The 20994-nt window shown below is 64.5% G+C and carries 17 protein-coding genes; 4 read left to right on the top strand and 13 right to left on the bottom strand.

Annotated features, from left to right (window positions below; genetic code table 11):
• Window positions 1-3 precede the first annotated feature (3 nt).
• The 9 genes from AC3RCJ_RS26195 to AC3RCJ_RS26155 all read right to left on the bottom strand — a co-directional run bounded on the left by AC3RCJ_RS26195 (window position 4) and on the right by AC3RCJ_RS26155 (window position 10504).
• A complete protein-coding gene (locus tag AC3RCJ_RS26195; protein ID WP_489629746.1) occupies window positions 4-474 on the bottom strand; it encodes a type II secretion system protein in 471 nt (156 codons plus the stop codon).
• The gene (locus AC3RCJ_RS26190) at window positions 471-2360 is read right to left on the bottom strand and encodes a secretin GspD/PilQ domain-containing protein (protein WP_492957182.1); all 1890 of its coding nucleotides are present in this window, start codon (window positions 2358-2360) and stop codon (window positions 471-473) included. The genes AC3RCJ_RS26195 and AC3RCJ_RS26190 overlap by 4 nt, the downstream gene beginning before the upstream one ends.
• The gene (locus tag AC3RCJ_RS26185) at window positions 2357-2896 is read right to left on the bottom strand and encodes a hypothetical protein (RefSeq protein ID WP_492957181.1); all 540 of its coding nucleotides are present in this window, start codon (window positions 2894-2896) and stop codon (window positions 2357-2359) included. Before AC3RCJ_RS26185 ends, AC3RCJ_RS26190 begins: the two co-directional genes overlap by 4 nt.
• Window positions 2893-3513, bottom strand: coding sequence for a hypothetical protein (locus AC3RCJ_RS26180; RefSeq protein ID WP_492957180.1), 621 nt, complete (start codon window positions 3511-3513; stop codon window positions 2893-2895). The genes AC3RCJ_RS26185 and AC3RCJ_RS26180 overlap by 4 nt, the downstream gene beginning before the upstream one ends.
• Window positions 3501-4043, bottom strand: a complete 543-nt coding sequence (locus AC3RCJ_RS26175; RefSeq protein WP_492957179.1) for a hypothetical protein — start codon at window positions 4041-4043, stop codon at window positions 3501-3503. The genes AC3RCJ_RS26180 and AC3RCJ_RS26175 overlap by 13 nt, the downstream gene beginning before the upstream one ends.
• Window positions 4034-4822 carry a hypothetical protein gene (locus AC3RCJ_RS26170; protein ID WP_492957178.1) on the bottom strand — a complete coding sequence of 263 codons (789 nt, stop codon included), beginning with the start codon at window positions 4820-4822 and terminating at the stop codon, window positions 4034-4036. The genes AC3RCJ_RS26175 and AC3RCJ_RS26170 overlap by 10 nt, the downstream gene beginning before the upstream one ends.
• Window positions 4809-6506: a GspE/PulE family protein gene (locus tag AC3RCJ_RS26165; protein ID WP_492957177.1), complete on the bottom strand. Its 1698-nt coding sequence runs from the start codon at window positions 6504-6506 to the stop codon at window positions 4809-4811. The genes AC3RCJ_RS26170 and AC3RCJ_RS26165 overlap by 14 nt, the downstream gene beginning before the upstream one ends.
• Window positions 6507-6528: 22 nt before the next feature.
• Window positions 6529-7722 carry a type II secretion system F family protein gene (locus AC3RCJ_RS26160; RefSeq protein ID WP_492957176.1) on the bottom strand — a complete coding sequence of 398 codons (1194 nt, stop codon included), beginning with the start codon at window positions 7720-7722 and terminating at the stop codon, window positions 6529-6531.
• Window positions 7723-7972: 250 nt separating this feature from the next.
• Window positions 7973-10504, bottom strand: coding sequence for a M4 family metallopeptidase (locus AC3RCJ_RS26155; protein WP_492957175.1), 2532 nt, complete (start codon window positions 10502-10504; stop codon window positions 7973-7975).
• Window positions 10505-11188: 684 nt separating this feature from the next.
• Between AC3RCJ_RS26155 and AC3RCJ_RS26150 the strand changes: the two genes are divergently transcribed.
• Entirely contained in the window at window positions 11189-11809 is a 621-nt protein-coding gene (locus AC3RCJ_RS26150; protein ID WP_492957290.1) for a hypothetical protein, read from the top strand.
• Between the two features lie 61 nt (window positions 11810-11870).
• Here AC3RCJ_RS26150 and argH read toward each other — a convergent pair whose 3' ends face one another.
• On the bottom strand, window positions 11871-13268 hold the full coding sequence (argH, locus tag AC3RCJ_RS26145; protein WP_492957174.1) for an argininosuccinate lyase: 1398 nt from the start codon (window positions 13266-13268) through the stop codon (window positions 11871-11873).
• 275 nt (window positions 13269-13543) lie between these two features.
• Here argH and AC3RCJ_RS26140 point away from each other — a divergent pair, with 275 nt between their 5' ends.
• Window positions 13544-13741 (top strand): hypothetical protein, encoded by a 198-nt coding sequence (locus AC3RCJ_RS26140; RefSeq protein ID WP_492957173.1) that lies wholly within the window; start codon window positions 13544-13546, stop codon window positions 13739-13741.
• 113 nt (window positions 13742-13854) lie between these two features.
• Here AC3RCJ_RS26140 and fdx read toward each other — a convergent pair whose 3' ends face one another.
• The 3 genes from fdx to AC3RCJ_RS26125 form a co-directional block, all read right to left on the bottom strand.
• The gene (gene fdx, locus AC3RCJ_RS26135; protein ID WP_492957172.1) at window positions 13855-14193 is read right to left on the bottom strand and encodes an ISC system 2Fe-2S type ferredoxin; all 339 of its coding nucleotides are present in this window, start codon (window positions 14191-14193) and stop codon (window positions 13855-13857) included.
• Window positions 14194-14291: 98 nt separating this feature from the next.
• A complete protein-coding gene (locus AC3RCJ_RS26130; protein WP_492957171.1) occupies window positions 14292-15680 on the bottom strand; it encodes a YfcC family protein in 1389 nt (462 codons plus the stop codon).
• A 13-nt stretch (window positions 15681-15693) separates the two neighbouring features.
• On the bottom strand, window positions 15694-16830 hold the full coding sequence (locus AC3RCJ_RS26125) for a succinylglutamate desuccinylase/aspartoacylase family protein (RefSeq protein WP_492957170.1): 1137 nt from the start codon (window positions 16828-16830) through the stop codon (window positions 15694-15696).
• 202 nt (window positions 16831-17032) lie between these two features.
• Here AC3RCJ_RS26125 and AC3RCJ_RS26120 point away from each other — a divergent pair, with 202 nt between their 5' ends.
• The gene (locus AC3RCJ_RS26120) at window positions 17033-18040 is read left to right on the top strand and encodes a MurR/RpiR family transcriptional regulator (protein WP_492957169.1); all 1008 of its coding nucleotides are present in this window, start codon (window positions 17033-17035) and stop codon (window positions 18038-18040) included.
• Between the two features lie 32 nt (window positions 18041-18072).
• Window positions 18073-20850, top strand: a complete 2778-nt coding sequence (locus tag AC3RCJ_RS26115; protein WP_492957168.1) for a TonB-dependent receptor — start codon at window positions 18073-18075, stop codon at window positions 20848-20850.
• Window positions 20851-20994 lie beyond the last annotated feature (144 nt).

Here is a 20994-nt window from a genome sequence, read left to right as displayed (position 1 = left end):
CGGTCACCATTGATTGAGCGGCACGCCGTTCAGGCCAGCCTTGGTCGAGCGCGAGGCGACGTCGAACACGTCTTCGCCTTCGCTGGGATTGTCGGGCGGCGAGGCATAGGCGCGCTTGCTCCAGCTGTCGGCCGCGCTGCCGGCTTCCCTGGGCTGGAACGGGTCGCGCGGCAGGCGGCGCAAAAAATAGATGTTCTGTTTTGATGGACTGCGCTGGTCGGGCACGCCCTCGACCAGTTCCTCGAGTTTTTTCGGATAGCCCGATGCGCCCAGCGACAGCTTGATGCGGCCATTGTCCGAAGCGCGCTTGTAGGCGTCGATCGCTTCGCGCATCTCGATCAGGGCGCTGCGCAGTTCCTGCTCCTTGGCCCGTTGCAAGGCCACCTGCGCCATCGGCACGGCCACCGTGGCCAGGGTCGCCATGATCGCCAGGGTGATCATCAGTTCGATGAAGGTAAAGCCTTTATGCTTCACTGGCCACCTTTGCTTGTCTTGTCGGCGGCGGGCGCCTCGTCGCCGCCCGTCATGGGCGAGCCGGCGCGCGGCGGGGCTTGCTCGGGCGCTGCAATGGCTTCCTGTGTGCCGCCCACGCTGGCGCGCCCGCCCACGGACGCCTCGGTGCCCGAGTTGAATTCGGCCGTCATCAGGTCGGGGCGGCGGATGCTGCGCAGCAGGCGCGGTGTGATCGACAGCACGATCTCGCTGCGCATGGCGTCATCCTTCTGGCTGCCGAACAGGCGGTTCAGCACGGGCAGTTCGCCCACGCCGGGCACCTTGTTGGCCGTGCCCCTGTCCTCGTCGCTGATCAGGCCCGCCAGCACCTGCGTCTCGCCATCCTTCAGGCGCAGCACCGTGGAAGCGCTGCGCGTGCCGATCTGGTAAGCCTGCGTGCCCGTCTTGCTGATCACTTCCTTGACCACGTTCGACACTTCCAGGCTGATCTTGATGGCCACCTCGTCGTCCAGGTAGACGTTCGGTTCCACGTCGAGTTTCAGGCCCACGTCGATGTAGTTGACGCTGTCGGAACTGACGCCGTTATTCGTCGTGACGGTAATGACGGGCACGCGGTCGCCGATGAGGATCTTCGCCTTTTCCTTGTTGCGCACGCGGATGCGCGGGTTGGCCAGGATATTGCTGTCGCTGTCCGTCTTGTTGGCGTTCAGGGTGACGCCGCCGATGCCCAGGTTGATATTCTCGCCATTGATGCGGTGCAGGTCCGCCACCTTCAGGCCGCCCAGGCCTCCCGTGCTGCCTGCGACGCCGGCCAGGGTCAGGCTGGCCTGGTCGGGCCAGCGCACGCCCAGTTCCATCAGGCGCGTGCGCTTGACTTCCAGCACTTCCACTTCCAGCATCACTTCCGGGTCGGCCAGGTCCTGCACGTTGATGATGCGCTCGGCCATGCGCACCATTTCCGGCGTATCGCGCAGCATGATGATGCCCAGGCGCTCGTCGGTGACGACGTCCTTGGCCTTGAGCAGGGTCTTGATGGAAAAAGCCACCGTCTTGACGTCCGCATTGGCGAGGAAAAAAGTGCGTACCACCAGCTGCTGGTAATCCTTCACCTTTTGCGGCGTGTTCGGGTAGATCGTGATCGACTTGTCGCTGGTGACGCTTTGCTCGAGCTGGTTGGCGCCCAGCAGCATGGCGATCGCTTCCTCGATGCTGGTGTCGCGCACGGAGATGGTGGCGCGCAGGGCCGGGTCGACTTCCTTGTCGAAGACGAAGTTCAGGCCCGACACCTTGCTGAGAAGATCGAACACGGAGCGCAGGGGCGCATCGCGAAACTCGAGGGTCACGGGTTTGCGGTAGGCGGCCGCCAGCTTGCCGCCGGCCGGCCTGCTTTTGGCCTGTTCGTCGCCGATGCGGCCTTTCAGGGCCTGCGCCTCGCGCTGCGCGGGACGTTCCTGCAGCACCTGGCGCAAGGCTTCCTGCGCCTGCGCGACATTCGCTGCGCCGCCGCGCTGGTAGCTGGACTGCGCTTCCTGCACCAGCTTGCGGTGCCGTTCATCCTGCGCCACGCCGGCCAGGCCCCGCTGTGCCACGTCGTTGCTGGCGTCCAGCGCCAGCGCCTGCTGGTACAGCGCTTGCGCTTCGGGCAGCTTGCCCTGTTGGCGCAGCGCCTCGGCAGCGCCATTCAGCTTGTTCAGCGCGCGCATCCTGCCATTGGTGACGGCGATGCGGTACTTGGCGTTGGTCGGTTCGGCCTGCGCCGCCTGTTCCAGCAGGGCCAGGCCCTGTTCCGTGCGGCCGGCGCCCAGCATGGCCTGGCCGTCGGTATAGGCCTGGTTGCCGGCGCAGGCGGCCAGCAGGGACAGCATCGGCAGCAGGGTGATGCCGGTACGTGGTGTGCGTCGTTTCAATTGAGGTCCCCTACGGCGAGTGTCTGTTTCAGGTTGAGCGGCAGATAGGTAAATTGCAGGGAACCCTGCACCACGCCGTCGAAGCGGTAGCGCTCTTCGAGCGTGTCGCCGGGGCGCGCCACCACGTTGCGTTCGCCCGCCTGGAGAAAATAGGCGGCCTTGCCTTCGTCGACGAAACGGCCGAGGAACTGGAAGGGCAAAGGCGGCGGCGCGTTCGCGTCGACGGCGGCGACGGTGCGCGCGGCCTGCGCCGCTTGCTGGTCGAGCATGATCTTTTTCGGCGTCTCCGGCTGCCAGCTTTGCTTGGCGAACAGGGTGGCCGCTTCCTCGTCATCGAGCCCCCGGCGCGGTTCGATGGCCAGCGCGCGATTGGCTGGCGCAGCGGCAATGGCGGCGACGAGGGGCGCGACCGCCACCCGTTCCACCTGGCGCGGCGTGGCCGTGGCCGGGCCCACGATGCTGCCTTCATCCTCGGGCGCGAAGAGGGCGGCCAGCAGTGTGGCCACGGCAGCCGTCCCCAGTACGGCTTTTTTCATGGACGCACCTCCGGCTTTTTCACCAGCAGGATGAACTGGATGCGCGCATCGATCTCGCCCGCCTCGATCTGCTCGCGCTTGAACAGCACGGAGTCGAGGGTCAGGGTGGGCAGCGCCTGCAGGGCGTCGACGATAAAGACTTGCAGTTGCGCGTATTCGGCTTTTACCGGCAGGGTGATCTGGTAGCGCAAAAAGGCCGTGTTGCCGTCTTCCTGCGGCTTGTAGTCGGCCTTGGCCAGGGTGACGCCGCTCTGTTGCGCCACTTCCAGCAAGGTTTTCAGCTGCTCCGGAATGCTGTCGTGCGCGGGCAGGTAGGCGTGGAAGGCGGCCAGGCTGTCGGCATCCGCATCGAGGGTGACGGGTGCCGGCGGCAGCGCCGCCTGTTTCGCCATCACGGCCAGTTGCGCGCGCAATGGCTGCTGGCGTCCCGCCAGCGCGTCGCCCTGCTGCACGGCGACGGCGGCCAGCGCCAGGCAGGCCGCGCCGATGGCGCTGGGCCAGCCCAGGGTACGCCACAGGCGCCGCGCTTCCCACTGCAGGCGCGGCGGCAGGCGCAGTTGCAGGCGCGGACGCATCGCGCGCGTAGCGACTTTCAGCACGGGTTTTATTGCCGCCATTGCGCCTCCAGCTGAAAACGGTAAGGGTGTTCGGGAGTGTTCATATTCATCTCGTGCTTGAGCAGATACACGGAACTGAACATGGGCTGCTGGTTCAGGAAGGCCAGGTAATTGAGCATATCTTGCGGAGTTTCCGCCTCGGCGGCGATTTTCAGCACGCTGGCGCCATCCTGTCCTTGCTGCGCGTTCAGGTCCAGCCCCAGGAGGGCCACGCGCACGTCGCGCGGCGCCTGCACCGTCCTGACCAGGCGCGTGACGGGCAGGTTGAGCTGGCGCACGGCGGCCGCCACCTGTTTCAGTTCGAGGTCGCGTTCGCGCTGCTGGCTCGCCGATAGCGGCGCACGCACGGGACGCGCCGGCTGCAACTGCGCCAGCTGCGTTTCCAGGCGCCGCGTTTCCTGCGCCTGCACCAGCCAGTACCCGGCGGCCGGCAGCAGCAGCAAGCCGCCCGCCAGGCACAGGGCCAGGCGCCAGCCCTGGAACGTCTGCGCGGCGCCGGGCGGCAGCAATTCCAGGCGGCTCAGGCCCATGCGGCCTCCCGCATCAGGTGGGCGGCGCCGGCCACGGCGATGGGCACGAAGCGTTCGGGCACATTCGCCTGCGGCACGCCGCTCACGTCGATCAGGGCCACCTGTTCGATGGCGTCGAGCTGCGGTGCGCGCAAGTTCCAGCGCTGCCATGCCCGTTCCAGTTCATCGCCCCAGGCGGCGCCACAGGGCTGGCTGTGCAGGGCTGTGATGCGCCCGCCGCTGCCTGTCGCCAGCAGCAGCCGTCCCGCTTCCACCAGGGCGAAGGCGGCAGGTTTTTCCCCGGCGATGCTGCGCCAGGCCGGCCCGGCGATCGGTTCGATGGACAGGCAGCGCCGGCCATGCGCGGCCGCCGCGTCCTGCACGCCCTGCAGCAGGGCCGCATCGATGCCGCAGGCCAGGCGCGGCATGCCGTACGGGGCATCCTCGGCGGCCAGGCGCCAGGCGCGCGCGCCCTCGCCATACACGGCGCCGAACTGGCTGTGCAGGTAGCGCTGGGCGCTGCTCCGGTCGAGCAGGGCGCCGCTCCACGGCACCATCAGCATGGCGCACCAGCGGCTGGCCAGGCTGACGGCCAGCGGCAGTTTTTTTTCATTGTGCTGTTCGAGCCAGCCGCGCAGGGCGGCCAGCGCCACTTCCCAGCTGGCGTCGGGATTCGCAATGGGCAGGTGGAAGGCGCTGTCGGGCAAGGGACGCCCGGCGCGGCGCAGCACGCCGTGCAGCCCGTGCGGGGCCAGGTGCAGGCACACGGTGGCGCGGGTAAGGCGTTCAATAAGTGACACGATTGAGCTCCGCTAAAGTGGTTTCGCCGCGCCGCACCAGGTCCAGGCCCGCCTCGCGCGCCAGGCGAAAACCGTTGCGCGCCGCCTCTTCCTTCATCTGGCTCAGGGGCGCGCGCGTGCAGATCATTTCGCGCATCGTATCGCTGAGCATCAACACCTCGGCGACGGCCTTGCGGCCCTTGTAGCCGGTGCCGCGGCAGTGGCCGCAGCCCTTGCCGGCCATGAATTGCCAGTCCTGCACCTGATGCAGGGCCAGGCCGCTGTCGCGCAGCTGCTGCGCGTCGGCCAGCACCTCGGCGCTGGCGTCGACGGCGCAATGGACGCAATTGAGGCGCAGCAGGCGCTGCGCCACGATGCCGTTCAGGGCCGCCGCGAAGCTGTAGGCGTCGACGCCCATGTGCAGGAAGCGGCCGACCACGTCAAAGACGTTGTTCGCGTGCACGGTGGTAAATACCAGGTGGCCCGTGAGCGCCGCCTGCACGGCGATCTGCGCCGTTTCATCGTCGCGGATTTCGCCGATCATGATCTTGTCGGGATCGTGGCGCAGGATGGAACGCAGGCCGCGCGCGAACGTCAGCCCCTTCTTTTCGTTGACGGGAATCTGCAGCACGCGCGGCAGCCGGTATTCGACGGGGTCTTCGATGGTGACGATCTTGTCGCGGCCCGTGTTGATTTCCGTGATGGCCGCGTACAGGGTGGTGGTCTTGCCGGAACCCGTGGGCCCCGTCACCAGCAGCATGCCGTGCGGCTTGGCGGCCAGACGGCGGATCTGTTCGATGGCATCCTCGTTCAGGCCCAGGCTTTCCAGGCGCAGCGCCTGCGCCGCCTCCGTCAGCGCGCGCCGGTCCAGCAGGCGCAGCACGGCATCCTCGCCAAAGATATTGGGCATGATGGAAACGCGAAAGTCGATTTCCGCCCCCTTGACGCGCACCTTGAAGCGGCCATCCTGCGGGATACGCCGCTCGGCGATGTCGAGGTCGGCCATGACCTTGATGCGCGAGATGATCTGTTCGGCCATCTGCAGCCCCTGCACCTGGCCTGCCTGCACCAGCACGCCGTCGACGCGGTACTTGATGACCAGGCTGGCCACGTCGCATTCGAGGTGGATGTCGCTGGCCTGGAATTTCAGCGCATCGTAGATGGTGGAGTTCACCAGTTTGACCACGGGGCTGCTGTCTTCGCTGATGCGGATGAGCGAGATATCCTCGATGCTCTGGTCGAGTCCTGGAATGTCATCTCCGTGCTGCATTTCCTGCATCGCCTGCTGCACGCTTTCCTGCTGCTGCAGGTAGGCGGCCAGGTCGTCCGGATGGGCCAGCGCCACCGTGAAGGGCGTGGACAGGGCGAAGTCGGCCCACTGCAGCAGGTCTTCGGCAAACGGGTTGCCGATGACGAGCACGGGCGGCGCGCCCGGCGCAGCCGGCTGCAGCAGCACGCAGTCGCGCTGGGCGCAATCGGTGTAGGGCAGCAGGGCAAAGGCGGGCAGGGCGGCCTGCAGTTCGGCCATCGTCCAGGCCGGGTAGCGGAACAGGGCGGCCAGCTGGCGCAAAAACACTTCGGGCGGCAGGGCCGCCGTTTCCTGCAGCACGGCCATCTGCGGACGGCCCTGTTCCAGCGCGCTCGCGTGGGCGCGGCGCAGCATGGCCGCATCGAGCACGGCCCGTTCTTCGTCGCGCGCGTTCATGGCAGCACCTTCACGATAAGGTTCAAGACAAGCTCCCCGCCAGTTCAAAGATCGGCATGTACATCAGCACCACCACGCCGCCGATCACCACGCCGATGATGGTCATCAAGAGCGGCTCGAGCAGGCGTGAAGCCCAGTCCACCCAGCGGGCGAATTCCTCGTCGTGGAACTTGGCCGAGCGTTCCAGCATGTCGCCCAGGCGGCCCGTGTTTTCTCCCACCTTCAGCAGCGATTGCGCCACCGGCGTGGCCATGCCGGCCTGTTCCAGGGCGGTGGAAAACGGCATGCCTTCCTGCACCGCGCGGCGCGCCTGCCCCAGCTGCGCCTGCTGCGCCGGCAGCAGCATGGGCGCGACCATGGCCAGCGCCTTGTGCAGCGGGATGCCGGCATGCAGCAGCAGGCTCAGTGCCCGGTAGAAGCGGGCCAGGCGAAATTCGGCCGCCTTGTCCGCCAACACGGGCAGGCGCAAGAGGCGCAAGACCAGGGCGCGGCGCGCGCCGGCATTGGCAAGGCCAAAGACCACGGCGCCGACGGCGGCGGCCAGCGCGCCGGCGCACAGCAGCGGATGCGCGGCCAGGGTCTGGCCAAAGCCCAGCAGCATCTGCGACATCCAGGGAATCTCGCGGCCCGCGCTTTCGTAGACGACGCTGAACTTCGGCACCACGTAGCCGAGCAGGAACAACGTCACCAGGCCGCCGACGACGAGCAGCATGCACGGATAGATGGCGGCGGAAATGAGTTTTTTGCGGATGGCGTCGAACTGCAGCTGGTAGGCGACAAAGCGCGCCAGCGCCTCGGGCAGGTTGCCCGAGCGTTCGGCCGCGTGCACGGTGGCGATGTAAATGTCGGGGAAGATGTCGGGGAAACCGGCCAGGGTGTCGGAAAAGCTTAGGCCCTGCTGCAGGGTGAGCACGATGGCGGCCAGGGTGCTCCTCGCGCCCGGGCGCGTTTCCTTGTTGTGCAGGGTGGCCATGGCCTCGCCCAGGTTCAGGCCCGCTTCGAGCAGGGCCAGCAGCTCCTGGCTGAATTGCAGCAGGGGCAGGCCCTGCTTGCCCGGACGGACCGCGGCGCCCGCACTTTCAACGATGCTGTCGTCCACGGCCAGCACGCGCCAGCCGCCGCGCACGGCCGCGCGGATCGCCTCGGCCTCGCTGGCGGCGTCGATGGCCAGCGCCTGGCTGCCCGCCGGGCCCTGCACCTGGAGGTGGAACTGCATGTCCGGCTCAGGCGACCATGCTGGTGGCCTGGGGCGTGAAAATGGGGTGATGTGAAAAGGGGAGTGCGCGCGCGGGCAAGGTCGAAGTAGGCATCGGTCAGGAACCATCCAAAAAAAGTTCAATTCGTCGCGGGTACCGGCAGCAGGCAAGATGCAATCACTGCCTCAGGGTAGACTGGAATTGCCAGAAAATCAATCGTGCCGTGCGGGCAAGCCGATACATCGATGGCTTGCCCGCATCTTCAGCCGCTTACTGGGTAACCAGGCTGACCTTGTCGATCACGAACGAGGTTTGCAGCGACGCGTCCTCGGTCGCGGCAAACGACAGTTGCACGGTCTGGCCCTTGTAGGCGATCAGGTCGAAGGTGCGGATCTGGTAGCCGGCCGCCTTGTTCACGTTCGAGTAGGAGGCCAGGGTGCCCAGCACCGTGCCGGCGCTGTTCTTCACGGTGACGACCAGCTTGTCGTACACGGTATTGCCCGTTTCCGCCGTGTCGATATGCAGCGCGAAGCTCAAGCTGGCCGAGGTGGCGGCGGCGGGAATGGCCACGCTTTGCGTCAGCGATTCGCTGGCCGTGACGCCATTGCCGCCCAACCAGGCGTACTGCGTGCCTTCGTACGCAGCTTGCCCCGTGAACGTGCCGATGGCGCCCGTGGTGCCGCTCCAGCCCGTGGCGCCGGACTCGAAGCCGCCGTTCGTCACGCGCTCGGTGGCGCTGCTGGTGCCCACCGTCAGGGTGGCGTTGTTCGACGTGGCCGTCACGGCGGGCGACGAGGAATCCGTCACCGTGGCCTTGAAGACGGCGCCATTGTCGGCCGCCTGCGCCGTGAAGCTGTAGGCGGGCGAGGTGGCGCCGTTGATCACGGCGCCGTTGCGGTACCAGGTGTAGGTGTATGGCGCAGTACCGCCGCCGGCGCCCACGGCGAACGAGGCGGTGGCGCCCGGTGCGACGCTGATGCTGGCCGGCTGGCTGGTGATGGTCACGGCGCCGCCCGTCGTCGTTTCATCGACGTCGGTGCCGACGTTGATGGCCGCATACGCGCGCTTGACGGCGATCGATTCCGCGCTGCCCACGCCATACAGTTCCTCGGCTGCCTGCAGCACCTTGTTGCGCGCGTCGGCATAGTTGGTCGACGAGGTGAACTTGGTGGTGGCGGCCTTGAACCAGATGCGATAGGCCTTGTCGCTGCCGATGCCGGTCATGGCCAGCGGGCTCTTGTTCAGGTAGGAGCTGTAGTAGTCGCTGCTGGACGTGGAATTCGAGCCTTGCGACAGGAAGTAGAACATGCGGTTGTTCGGGCCGCTGCTGTAGTGGACGTCGAGGTTCTTGATGGTGCTGCTCCACGCGTTCGGGCTGCTGCCATCCTTGCTCGGCTTGTACAACCAGCGCAGCGGCTGGCCATTCTTGGCGATCTCCTTGCCCGTCATCCAATCGTTGCCCGTGTTGGGAATCGTGGTGCCCGTGCCGCCGGCGCGCGCATACGCTTCCACCATCTCGCCGGCGATGTCCGAGCTCGACTCGTTCAAGCCGCCCGACTCCTGCGAATAGATCAGGCCCGAGGTGGCGTCCGTGATGCCGTGGCCCATCTCATGGCCGATGACGTCGATGGAGCCGAGGTTGTTGAACGCGCTGCCGCCGTCGCCGATGTACATGCACTTGCAGTTGCCATCGTAATAGGCGTTGTCGTAGGCCGTGTTGACGTGGGCGGCGATGTGGGTGGCCGTGTTGTTGCCGTCCAGGCTGGACCAGCCCAGCACATTCTTGTGCGTGTCGTAGGTGTTCATCAAGCCCCACATGGCGTTGACGGCGGCCGTCTGGCCGTTGGCGTTGGTGGTGCTACCGCCGCTGATGTACTGCTGGCCGTCGCCCCAGGTATTGCTGGTGCTGCTGTACACGCTGCCCGAGGTGGTGCCGTGGTTGGCATTCGTGATGGCCATGCCGCCGAAGCTGCCGCCCGTGCCGCGGCTCGGATCTTTCATGGTGTAGGTGCTGCCGGTCAGCGTGGTGTTGAGCGGCACCTGGCCGTTGTACTGGCTGTTGCCGATGCCGGCGACGGTTTTCAGGGCTTTCCACTGGCGCAGGATGCGGCCGTCCCTGGCGCTGACGACGGTGTCGTAGTAGACGGGCTTGCTGCCGCTGATCATGCGCGTCTGCACCAGGTAGGCCAGCTCGTAGTGGTCGACCACGTCCTGCACGTCGAGGGCGTTCAGCGCCGCTTCCGACTTGTTTTCGGCGCCGGCCACGCGCACGGTTTTCATGACGGGGTAGATCAGCAGCTGCGCATGCGGCGGCACATGGTCGACGGCCGGCACGCCGATGCTTTTCACGGCGGCGGCGATGGCGGCGGCGGCGCTGACGGCCGGCGTGGTATCGATATCGGTGGTGGCGTTGCGGGTGACGGAATTGACGCCGCCGCTACCGAGGCCCGAGGCGCGGTCCGACACGGATTCGCTGACGATGTCGCCGGCGTTGTTGCTGACCACGACCGTCTCGGAGCCGAACACGGGCAAGCCCTTGTAGGTGTGCTGCACGCGGCTCACGCGCGTGCCGCTGACGCCCGGATGCTGTGCGCCGACAACGAAGCCATGTTCGGCATTCAGGCCGCGCGAGCGCGCCTGTGCCGCCAGCTTGTTGACCAGGCTGGCGTTTTCCTGTGGCGAAGCCAGGGTGACCGGGGCGGCCATCAAGGTGTGTGGCAGCGGCGTGGCGGCATGGGCCGTGGTGGCCATCAGCGGCAGGGCGGCGATGGATGCGGCAACTATCGTCAAACGTAAATTCATTTCTGCTCCATGGTATCGGTTAAGGAAATGGTGAATGAGCTGGCCGCGATTGTCTGATGGCCACCCCGGCTAGCCTGCCGTTGTGTGATGGCGATCACGCCGGGTAGGGGGACACTAAACGTGTCGAGATCGCCATGTCAAAAAATTCAAGAAATGGGTCACTACGCGAATTTTTGTTAAGAATTGAACATTTATTTGGCATGGATCGTACGAAAGATTGATCTGTGACAAACCGAATTTTTTGTTTTGGACTAGTCGCCGTACTCGTCCGTTTTATTCGCAAAACACTGTTGCGTTTTTCAAATATTGCGATCTACACTAGGAATTCGTGCTGCCCGCTGGCGGGAGGGCACAAGACAAAAAAAGCGCACGCGGCAATGACCGCGTTCATGCAGCGCATCGGGAAAAAAATCGGGAGTTTCACATGACACCAGTTCTGTTTTCTGCTGTTGGTTTCAGCCATTTTCCCTCTGGAGCGGCGCTGATGCTGCATCCGCCTTCCTAGCCGCCACCCTCCGGATTTTCCCGCAAGGGTGTTTCGTGAGACCGACCGCGCCATCTGGCGCGGCCGCTGGCGCAGTGCGTCCTCTTTTTCAGGAAGGGATGCCGGCTCCTGGTGCGTGCACCGGAATTCCCGGCCCGTGAACTATGCTTTCGATAGCGACCAAAGTGGAACAGATCGTGATGGAATCGGCCTTTCTCAGCGAGGGATTGGGCCGGGGCTTGCTCAATCTTTCGGAACTGGCGCGCCAGCTGCAGCCGCAATTGCAGACCGATTTGTGGAAGCCGGTGGGCCAGGCGGCCGTGGTGATGGCGCTGCGCCGCCTGGCCGAGCGGCTGCCGCAGCAGAAAAGCGGCGAGATCGTGCTGGCGCACCGCGCAGGAGAAATCAGCACGCGCAGCGAGCTGATGGTTTTTACCTACCGTTATTCGGACCAGACCTATGCCTGCCAGCGGCAGCTGCTGGCGCTGGCCGCGCCGCAGCGCGGCATGTTCATCACGGTGACGCGCGGCGTCAACGAAGTGATGGTGATCTGCAGCCGCTCCCTGCAATCGCTGGTGGAAGAAGTCTTTGGCACGGAGCAGGAACTGGCGCGCCTGGAGCGCGTGACGGCCGTCACCCTGCACCTGGCACCGGAAACCTGCAATACGCCGGGCGTGTATCACGCCATCCTCAAGCGCCTGGCCTGGGACCGCATCAACCTGATCAATATCATCTGCACCTATACGGAACTGACCCTGCTGCTGGAAGCATCGCAGACAGGGGCTGCTTTTTCCGTGCTGTCGAAAATCGTCGCCCAATGAAAAACGCCCCGCTGCATCGCTGCAGCGGGGCGCCGGCTGGTCCCGTGGCGGGAGCGTCGGTTTATTTTTCCAGTTGCGTGCGCACGCGGGCGATCGCCGCGCGGACCTGGCGCGGCGCGGTGCCGCCGACGTGGTCGCGCGCGGCCACGGAGCCCTCCAGGGTCAGCACTTCAAACACGTCTTCGCCCGTCAATGGCGAAAACGCGCGCAGCTGGTCCAAGGACAGGTCGGCCAGGTCACAGCCCGCGTCGACGCAGGCGCGCACGGCCAGGGCCACCGCTTCATGGGCGTCGCGGAACGGCAAGCCTTTCTTGACCAGATAGTCGGCCAGGTCGGTCGCCGTGGCGTAGCCCTGCAGGGCGGCCGCGCGCATCGCTTCCGGTTTTACCGTGATGCCGCCGGCCATGTCGGCGAAGATGCGCAGGGTATCGATGACGGTGTCGACCGTGTCGAACAGCGGTTCCTTGTCTTCCTGGTTGTCCTTGTTGTAGGCCAGCGGCTGGCCTTTCATCAGGGTCAACAGGCCGGTCAGGTGGCCGTAGACGCGGCCGGTCTTGCCACGCGCCAGCTCGGGCACGTCCGGGTTTTTCTTTTGCGGCATGATCGACGAGCCGGTGCAGAAGCGGTCGGCGATGTCGATGAAGCCGATGCGCGGGCTCATCCAGATCACCAGTTCTTCGGCCATGCGCGACACGTGCATCATCAGCACGGCGGAGGCGGCGCAGAATTCGATGGCGAAATCGCGGTCCGACACGGCGTCGAGCGAGTTGTGGCAGACGTCGTCGAAACCCAGTGTTTTTGCCACGCGCAGGCGGTCGATCGGGAAGGTGGTGCCGGCCAGCGCGGCCGCGCCCAGCGGCAGGCGGTTGACGCGCTTGCGGGTATCGGCCATGCGCTCGGCGTCGCGGCCGAACATTTCGACATACGCCAGCATGTGGTGGCCGAAGGTGATCGGCTGCGCCACCTGCATGTGCGTGAAGCCCGGCATGATGGTGTCGGCGTGCTGCTCGGCCAGGTCCGTCAGCGCGCTGCGCAAGGTGCCCAGCAGCGCGGTGATGTCGTCGATGGCGGAACGCACATACAGGCGAATGTCGGTGGCCACCTGGTCGTTGCGCGAACGGCCAGTGTGCAGGCGCTTGCCCGCATCGCCTACCAGTTCGGTCAGGCGTTTTTCGATATTCAGGTGGACGTCTTCCAGGTCCAGCAGCCATTCGAACTGGCCGGCGGCGATTTCCTGCGAGATTTGCGCCATGCCGCGCTGGATTTCCGCGTAGTCGGCAGGGCTGATGATGGCTTGCGCATGCAGCATTTCCGCATGGGCCAGCGAACCTTCGATATCGAACAGCGCCAGGCGCTTGTCAAAAAATACAGAAGCGGTATAGCGCTTGACGAGGTCCGAGACCGGTTCGGAAAACCGGGCCGACCAGGCTTCGCCCTTTTTGGAGAATTGATCAGTCATGAAAGAAGTCCTTTAGTGTATGCCGATTATAAACAAGGTTGACGGGCGGTAGGGCTTTTAGCGGCCTGGAAGGCGGGGAAATGGCCAGGAATGGGGCTGCCAGGCGTCAAACCGCGCGCGCGCAGCGCATCTGCGCGTTCAATCCGGGCTTTTTGTATTCTGTCCCGCAAATTGTGCATCTTGTCGCAATCCGATGGCGTTCCGGCGGGTGCGGGCCTAAAGTTCAATCATCGCAGGACAAACAGCAACGTCCCTCAACCTCAAGGAAAAACATCATGAACATCGCCAAACACATGGAAGCCATCTTCGTTGCCATCATCGCCATTGGCGCCGCCAGCAGCATGGCCACGGCTTCGGTATCGCCGGTCCGCGCCGCGCCAGCCACGGTCGTCGCCAGCGCCGACGCCATCACCATGCATACCGTGTACGTCAGCGCCAAGCGTTTGAGCGCGGAAGAAAAGGCCGCACTGTAAGCGCGTTGCGATGCAACGCAGGCAGTCGTATCTGTAGTCAGTACAGCCGCAGCAGGCAATACCCATGCAAGGGCAGCGTCTTGCGGCATGCATATGAACGCCAGCAAGCAGGCCTACGGTTTTTCCTTGGCATGATTGAGGGAATACCTTGGAATGGCTACCGTAATGTCTGTGGTGTTCAGGCGTGCCTGGCAGGATAGCCGGGACTGAGGCTGCAGGCCCCAGGCCTGGTCCAACATATCTTCTTCATAATCGCCCAGGCCATTGAGCGATTCAAATCCATCCACGACGACGACGTGGCAAGTCGAGCATGCGCCGACCTGTCCGCAAGCGTGTTCAATTTCAATATTGTGAAGCAGCAATGCATCGCAAATGCTGCTTGTCGCCGGCACTTCCAGCACGGCGCCGGCGGGGGCCAGTTCGGGATGGGGCAAAATTGTGATTTTTGGCATACAGGGATCTCCATGAATGCCGCCACCTTGGACCTTCCCGCGCGGACAAGGTCAAGCCATTTATCGCGCGCGGGGTGTTCCCGCGCGGGCCGTGGCCTTCATTGCCAGTGCATCAGGCAAGGTGGAATCAGCAACAGCAGCGCCAGCACCAGGTAGATCAGCTGCAGCGGGATCATCCACTTGGCCCAGGTAATCCAGGGTACGCGCGCCAGTGCCAGCACGCCGACCGTGATGCCGGAGGTGGGAATCATCGGCGTGGTGAATTCGCCGAACTGGAACGCCAGGATTGCCGTCTGCCGCGTCACGCCCACCAGGTCCGCCAGCGGTGCCATGATGGGCATCGTTAGCGCGGCCTGGCCGCTGCCCGAGTGGATGAAGAAGTTGATCACCGATTGCATGAAGAACATCTTTTGCGCGGCGAAGATGGGGCTGGACGAGGCGACCAGGGGTGTCAGCGCATGCAGCATGGTGTCGATGATCTGCGCGTCGCGCGCCAGGATCATGGTGGCGCGCGCCAGTGCGATCACCAGCGCCACGCCCACCATGTCCCGCGCGCCTTGCACGAAGGACGCCACCAGGCTGTCGGCATCGAGCCGGCCGACCAGGCCGACGACGATGGCCATCACCAGGAACAGGGCGGCGATTTCATCGATGAACCAGTCGTACTTGACGACGCCGACCACCATCGTCAGCAGGGTTGCCAGGAAGATCCACAGCACCGCGCGGTGTCTGCGCGTCATGCCGGCAAAGCCGTCCAGGTCCAGAGAATGTTCGCCGCGCTTTTCGATGTCGAGCAGGTAGGTCGGGCTTTTTTCCGGATGGCGCTTGATGCGCGCCGCGTACCACATCAGGAAAACGATGCTGACAAACGTGGCGATGGCCCACACGATCAGGCGGTAACCGATGCCGGAGAAGATGGGTACGCCCGCGATGCCCTGCGCGATGCCGACATTGAAGGGATTCAGGAAGGCGGCGGAAAAGCCCACCTGCGAGCCCAGAAAGGGAATCGACACGCCAGTGATGGTGTCGTAGCCCAGCGCCAGGGCCAGCGGCACGAAGATCAGGATGAAGGGGATCGCCTCCTCGTTCATGCCGAAGGTGGCACCGCCCAGCGAAAACATGGTGAAAAACACGGGGATGATGGCGGCGCGCACGAAGCGCGAACTGGTGTGGGCCTTGGCGATGGCCTTGATCAGCGAATCGAAGGCTTCGGTTTTCTGCAGCACCGAGAAGGCGCCGCCGACGATCAGGATGAAGCCGATGATCAGGCTGGCGTCGACGAAGCCCTTGATGGGCGACATCAACAGCGCGGCCAGCCCTTGCGGCTTGTTGTCGATGTAGTGGAAGGTGCCCGGAACGATCAACTGCTTGCCGTTCACCAGTTGGGTGTCGAATTTCCCGCCCGGCACCAGCCACGTCGCCAGCGCGATCATGGCCAGGATGCCGCATAGCAGGACGAAGGTATTCGGCAGCTTGAATTTTTTCATGTCGGAGAGTGTTCTATTGGCTCAGTAGTTTGCCGCCGCGGAAGGCGACGGCACCGGCGACCTTGCCGACGTTCATGCCGCGCAAGACGTGGCGGTGGGCGCTGCGCGCGAAGAATACACCGGCGACCGTGCAGCGCAAAGTCGTCGTCTCGCCGCTGACCGGGTCGATCAGGTCGGCCAGCGCATCGCCGGCCGCCAGCACGTCGCCCATCTCGCGCAGGTAGACCAGTACGCCGTGGTGCGGTGCGAGAATGGGTTCCACGCCGGCCAGCGGCGTTGGCTGGCATTGCGGCGCGGGCAGGTCGTCGCCGGCGCCATCGATATCCAGCACGCCCTCGATGGCGAGGAAGCGCAGCAGCGCCCGCGCATCGCGCTCGGCCAGGTCGTAGCTTACTTCCACTTCGCCGCGCAATTCGACGGTAGTCGACAGGCAGGCGGCGGGAATCGGGTAGCGTCCTTTGAAGTGCGCGTCGAGATCCCACCACAGGCGGCTGCACGCTTCATCGAACGGCTCTTCGCCGGCCGCCAGTTCCAGCAGCACGGCGCGCGCGCCAAGCAGGGCGGACAGGGGCGCGATCTGTGCGGCCAGCGGCGTGCCCGTATAGATATGCAGCGCCGCTTCATTGTCGCAGTGCAGGTCGAGCACGATGTCGGCGTCGATGGCCATGCCGAGCAGGGTCTTTTTCAGCACTTCCGCATCGGTGCCGGGCTGCCAGGCGGCGACGGCGGCGCGCGCATGCTGGCGGATCAGGGCCACGTTGGCGCCCGCATCCTGTCCCAGCTGTCCATCGAGCGTGGTCTTCAGTTCATCGGCGACGTGGCGGTAGGCGCGGTTGAAGTTGATGCCGGTGGTCAGGTCGAAGCGGCCGAACGGCGCGCCATGGATGGCTTGCGCCAGGCCGATGGGATTGGCCGCCGGTACCAGGATCACTTCGCCATGGAGCTTGCCGGCCGCTTCCAGCGCCAGCAACTCGCGGCGCAGGAATTGCGACACCAGCATGCCCGGCACTTCGTCCGCGTGCAGCGCTGCCTGGATGTAGACCTTCTTGCCGCTGCGGCTGTCGGCGGCCGCGCCGCCGAAGTGAAAACTGATCAACTGGCAGGCGACGCTGGCGTGGGGCGTGGAGATCGGATGCTGGTGTGCTTGCATGATGGATTTGCCCCAAAACGGGGCGCGGTTGATGGATTTCGGTCGATTATGTAGCATTATTTTCACGAAGTAAATCAATGAAAATTCTTTTACAAATATTTGTTGAGTTTTGTTTTTGATATGAGTACAGTAAGTTCCAGCGACCCGTTCTCGCCTTTTTATCCGCCATCCGCCATACACAAGAACACAGGCCGCCAGTGATATGAAACCATCCGCCAGTCCTGCCCGCAGCAGCCTCCGCACGGCATCGGCCGCCACGCTGTCGTCGCCCGATGCCGCTTTTGCGCAGTCTCCGTTGGGACAGGCCCTGATGCATGTGCTGGCGAACGGTTCGGCCTCGCAGCGGCAGATTGCCGACTACCTGCTGCGCAACCAGATGCGCGTGACCGCACTGGGGATCGAGGAACTGGCCGACAGCTGCCAGGTATCGACGGCCACCATCAGCCGTTTCGCGCGCGACATCGGCCAGAAGAATTACTCGGCCATGCGCGGCGCCATGGCCGAAACCCTGCAAGCACTGTTGCAGCCGGTCGACAAGCTGCGCCACACGATAGAGCGGCGCGCGTGCGCCACCTCGCCCGTCACGGAAAGCCTGGAATATGCGGCGGCGAATATCGCCGCCACGGCCGGCGCCCTGTCCCTGCCGGGGATGCAGGCCGTGGTGCGCCGCCTGACGCGCGCCAATGTGGTGTATGTGATGGGTTTTGGCCTGTCGGCCAACCTGGCCGGCATGCTGGTGCAGCACTTGCAGCCGTTTTGTCCGCACGTCGTGGAAGTGGTGGGCATCGGCGGTTCGGAAGTGGCTGCCGGCCACCTGGTCAACCTGACGGCGCAAGACGTGCTGGTGGTGATTTCCTTCCCCCGCTACACGCTTGACTGCATCGGCCTGGCCAGCTTCGCGCGCGATCGCGGCGCCCGCATTGTGGCGCTCACGGATTCACCCGCCTCGCCCCTGGCGGAACTGGCTGACCACGCGCTGTATGCGCAAAGCACGCATCCGGTCCTGCCCAGCAGCGCCAGTACGGCACTGGCCATGATCGAGGCGCTGGCCGTGGCGCTGATGGTCTCGAACAAGGACAACGTCGACAAGGCAGAACGCCTCAGCGAAGTGATTGCCGCCTATCTGTATGGCGGCGAGCATGGTGCGCAGGGGCCACGGAAAACAGTAGCAAAGCAGCGCAGGGCAGGACCTAAAAAGAAGTCATTATAAAAATCGGGGTTAACACCATCAGGAGAATTGGAATGCACACAGAAAAACAACAAAACAGGCCGATGCCGCCACGCGTCTCGGTACTTGCGCATGCCGTGCGCCAGGCAGTGGGCGCGGCGGGGATGACTGCGGCGCTGGGCATGCTGGGCAATGGCGCGCTGGCACAGGAGCCGGCGCAGGAAGCGGCGCAGCCCAAGCTGCAGCGCGTGGAAATCACCGGATCGGCCATCAAGCGCCTGGAATCGGAGACGGCGCTGCCCGTGCAGGTCATCACGCGCGCCGATATCGAAAAGGCCGGCGTGACGACGGCGGCCGAGCTGATGGCGCGCGTGTCGGCCAACGTGGGCGGCCTGACCGATGGCGCCAGTATCAATATCGGCGGCGACCAGCGGGGCTTCAACAGCGCCAACCTGCGTGGCGTGGGCACGTCATCGACCCTGGTGCTGCTCAATGGCCGGCGCATGGCGAACTTCGCCTCGCCCGGCGACGATGCGGGCGTGGACCTGAATAACATCCCAGCCGCCGCCCTGCAGCGCGTGGAAGTGCTGCTTGACGGCGCCTCGGCCCTGTATGGCACGGACGCCATCGGCGGCGTCATCAATTTTATTACGCGCAAGGATTACCAGGGCGTGGAGCTCAACGCGTATGGCAGCGGCACGCAGGAGGGCGGCGCCGGCAAGCGCACTGCCAGCATCACGGCCGGCACGGGCGACCTGGCCACGGATGGCTACAATATCTTCGCCGTGTTTGACGCGCAGCAGACGGACCGCCTCAGCACCTCGCAGCGCAAGTTCATTCCGAACCTGCATGTGCCCGAGCGCCTTGGCCACATGCTGTCGAGCTTTACCAGTCCCGCGAATATCCGCCTGACGGGAACCCAGCGCGATTATCTGCAGGAGACCGGTTTCCTGTTGAACGGCAAGCCGATTACCAACCGGCAGATCAACCTGTCGCTCCCCGACTGCAACCCGCCCGCCAACCTGTACCTGCCCAATGGCACTGGCGGCGTCGATGGCTGCACCTACGATTACATGCGCGACACGGAGTTGTACCCGAAATCGGAAAAGCAGAATTTCCTGTCGCGGGGCGTGCTGAAGCTGAATGCCGACCATCAGCTGTATGCAGAAGTGGCGCTGAGCCGTTCGCGCACCAATTATGTCGCCTCCTCGACGCGGGTGATCGGCTACATGGACTATCGCAAGGTGCCGCAACTGGCGGGCACCGGCCTGGACCAGCTCGACGACGATATTCCGGGCGAACTGGAACTGCGCCTGCGCCTCAAGGAAGCGGGCAACCGCACCAGTGAACTGACCAGCGAAAGCCAGCGTTTCGTGGTTGGAGCGAACGGCACCGTGGCGGGCTGGGATTATGACGTGGGATTCAATCACAGCGTCAATACCGTCAGGGACCGCGATACGCACGGCTATCTGCTGAAGGACAAGCTGCGCGAAGGCATTGCCGATGGCCGTATCAATCCCTTCGGACCCTCCAGTGCCGAAGGCCTGGCGCTGATCGACAGCATCCAGGTCAATGATGAGGTACGCCATGCGCGCGGCGTCATGGATGCGATCGATTTCAAGGCCTCACGCGCGCTGATGGCCATGGGCGGCGGCGACATGGCGCTGGCGATCGGCGGCGAGATGCGCCGCGAGCGCACGGAGTTCCGGCCATCGGCCTTGCTGATGAGCGACAACATCAATGACGATGCGGCGCCCGAGGGTGGCATGTCCACCAGTGACAGCCGCAAGGTACAAGCCGTGTATAGCGAACTGCTGCTGCCGTTTACCAAACAGTGGCAGGCGCAGCTGTCGGGCCGCTATGACCACTATCAGCAGGTGGGCGGGGCGCTCAGTCCGAAGATCGGCCTGACCTACATGCCCAGCAAGCAGGTGCTGATGCGCGCCTCCGCCGGCAAGGGCTTCCGCGCGCCGTCGATGTCGGACCTGCACCGCCCCACCGTGTATAGCCAGACAGCGACCTTGCCCGATCCCGTCTATTGCGCGGCCGAAGGCAATGACTATTCGATCTGCGCCGACAACTGGAATACACGCCGCTACAGCAACGACAAGCTGAAGCCGGAGCGCAGCCGCCAGTTCTCGGCCGGCCTGGTGCTTGAGCCCAGCCAGCACTGGACCTTCAGCCTGGATTACTGGAATATCAAGCGCACGGACCTGATCAGTGAAATCGGCGACGACGTCATCCTGGCGAACCTGTCCAAGTACGGCGATCTGGTGCACAGGGACGAGGACAATGAAATCGACTACATCGAGCTGCGCAAGGAGAACCGCGGCGCGCAAAAGGCCTCCGGCCTCGACCTCACGGCCGACCTGCATGGCGTGAAGACGGCGTGGGGACGTTTCGGCGGCCACCTGAGCGGCACCTGGGTGCTCGATTCGAAAATCCAGACCAGCCCTGGCGATGCCTACATCAGCAACCTCAATGCCTTCGTCACGGATGGCGTGGTGCAGCGCTGGCGCCATACAGTGACGCTGGACTGGGACAGCGGGCCGTATTCGGCCAGCCTGTCGAACACCTATTCGAGCGGCTACGATGACCAGAACTCGGCCATCAATACGGACGACGGCAGCGTGGTCAAGGCGAACCGGGTGAAGGCGTACTCGCTGTGGGACATGTCGGGCGCATATGCGGTCAGCAAGCAGTTCAAGCTGCGCGCGGGCATCCAGAACCTGTTCAATACCAGTCCGCCGTACTCGAACCAGGCCTATTATTTCCTGTCCGGCTATGACCCCACCTATACGGACCCGCGCGGGCGTCGTTTTTATGTCACGGCCAGCTACAGCTTCAAGTAAATAGTGGATGCAACAGGAAATGACGCAACACCGCTGTCATGTGCGGCGGGTAGCATGTAGTTCGATGGAGTTGGGCAGCAGGCAGCAGAATCGGCGGTATGTGGCGCGTGCCAGGCGCGCGCCACTTTCTTTGCATTCGAAAGG

The sequence above is a fragment of the Janthinobacterium sp. GW822-FHT07H11 genome, assembly GCF_058798615.1.
Note: the sequence above shows the minus strand (reverse complement) of the source record. Positions and strands in the feature narration are given on the sequence as shown.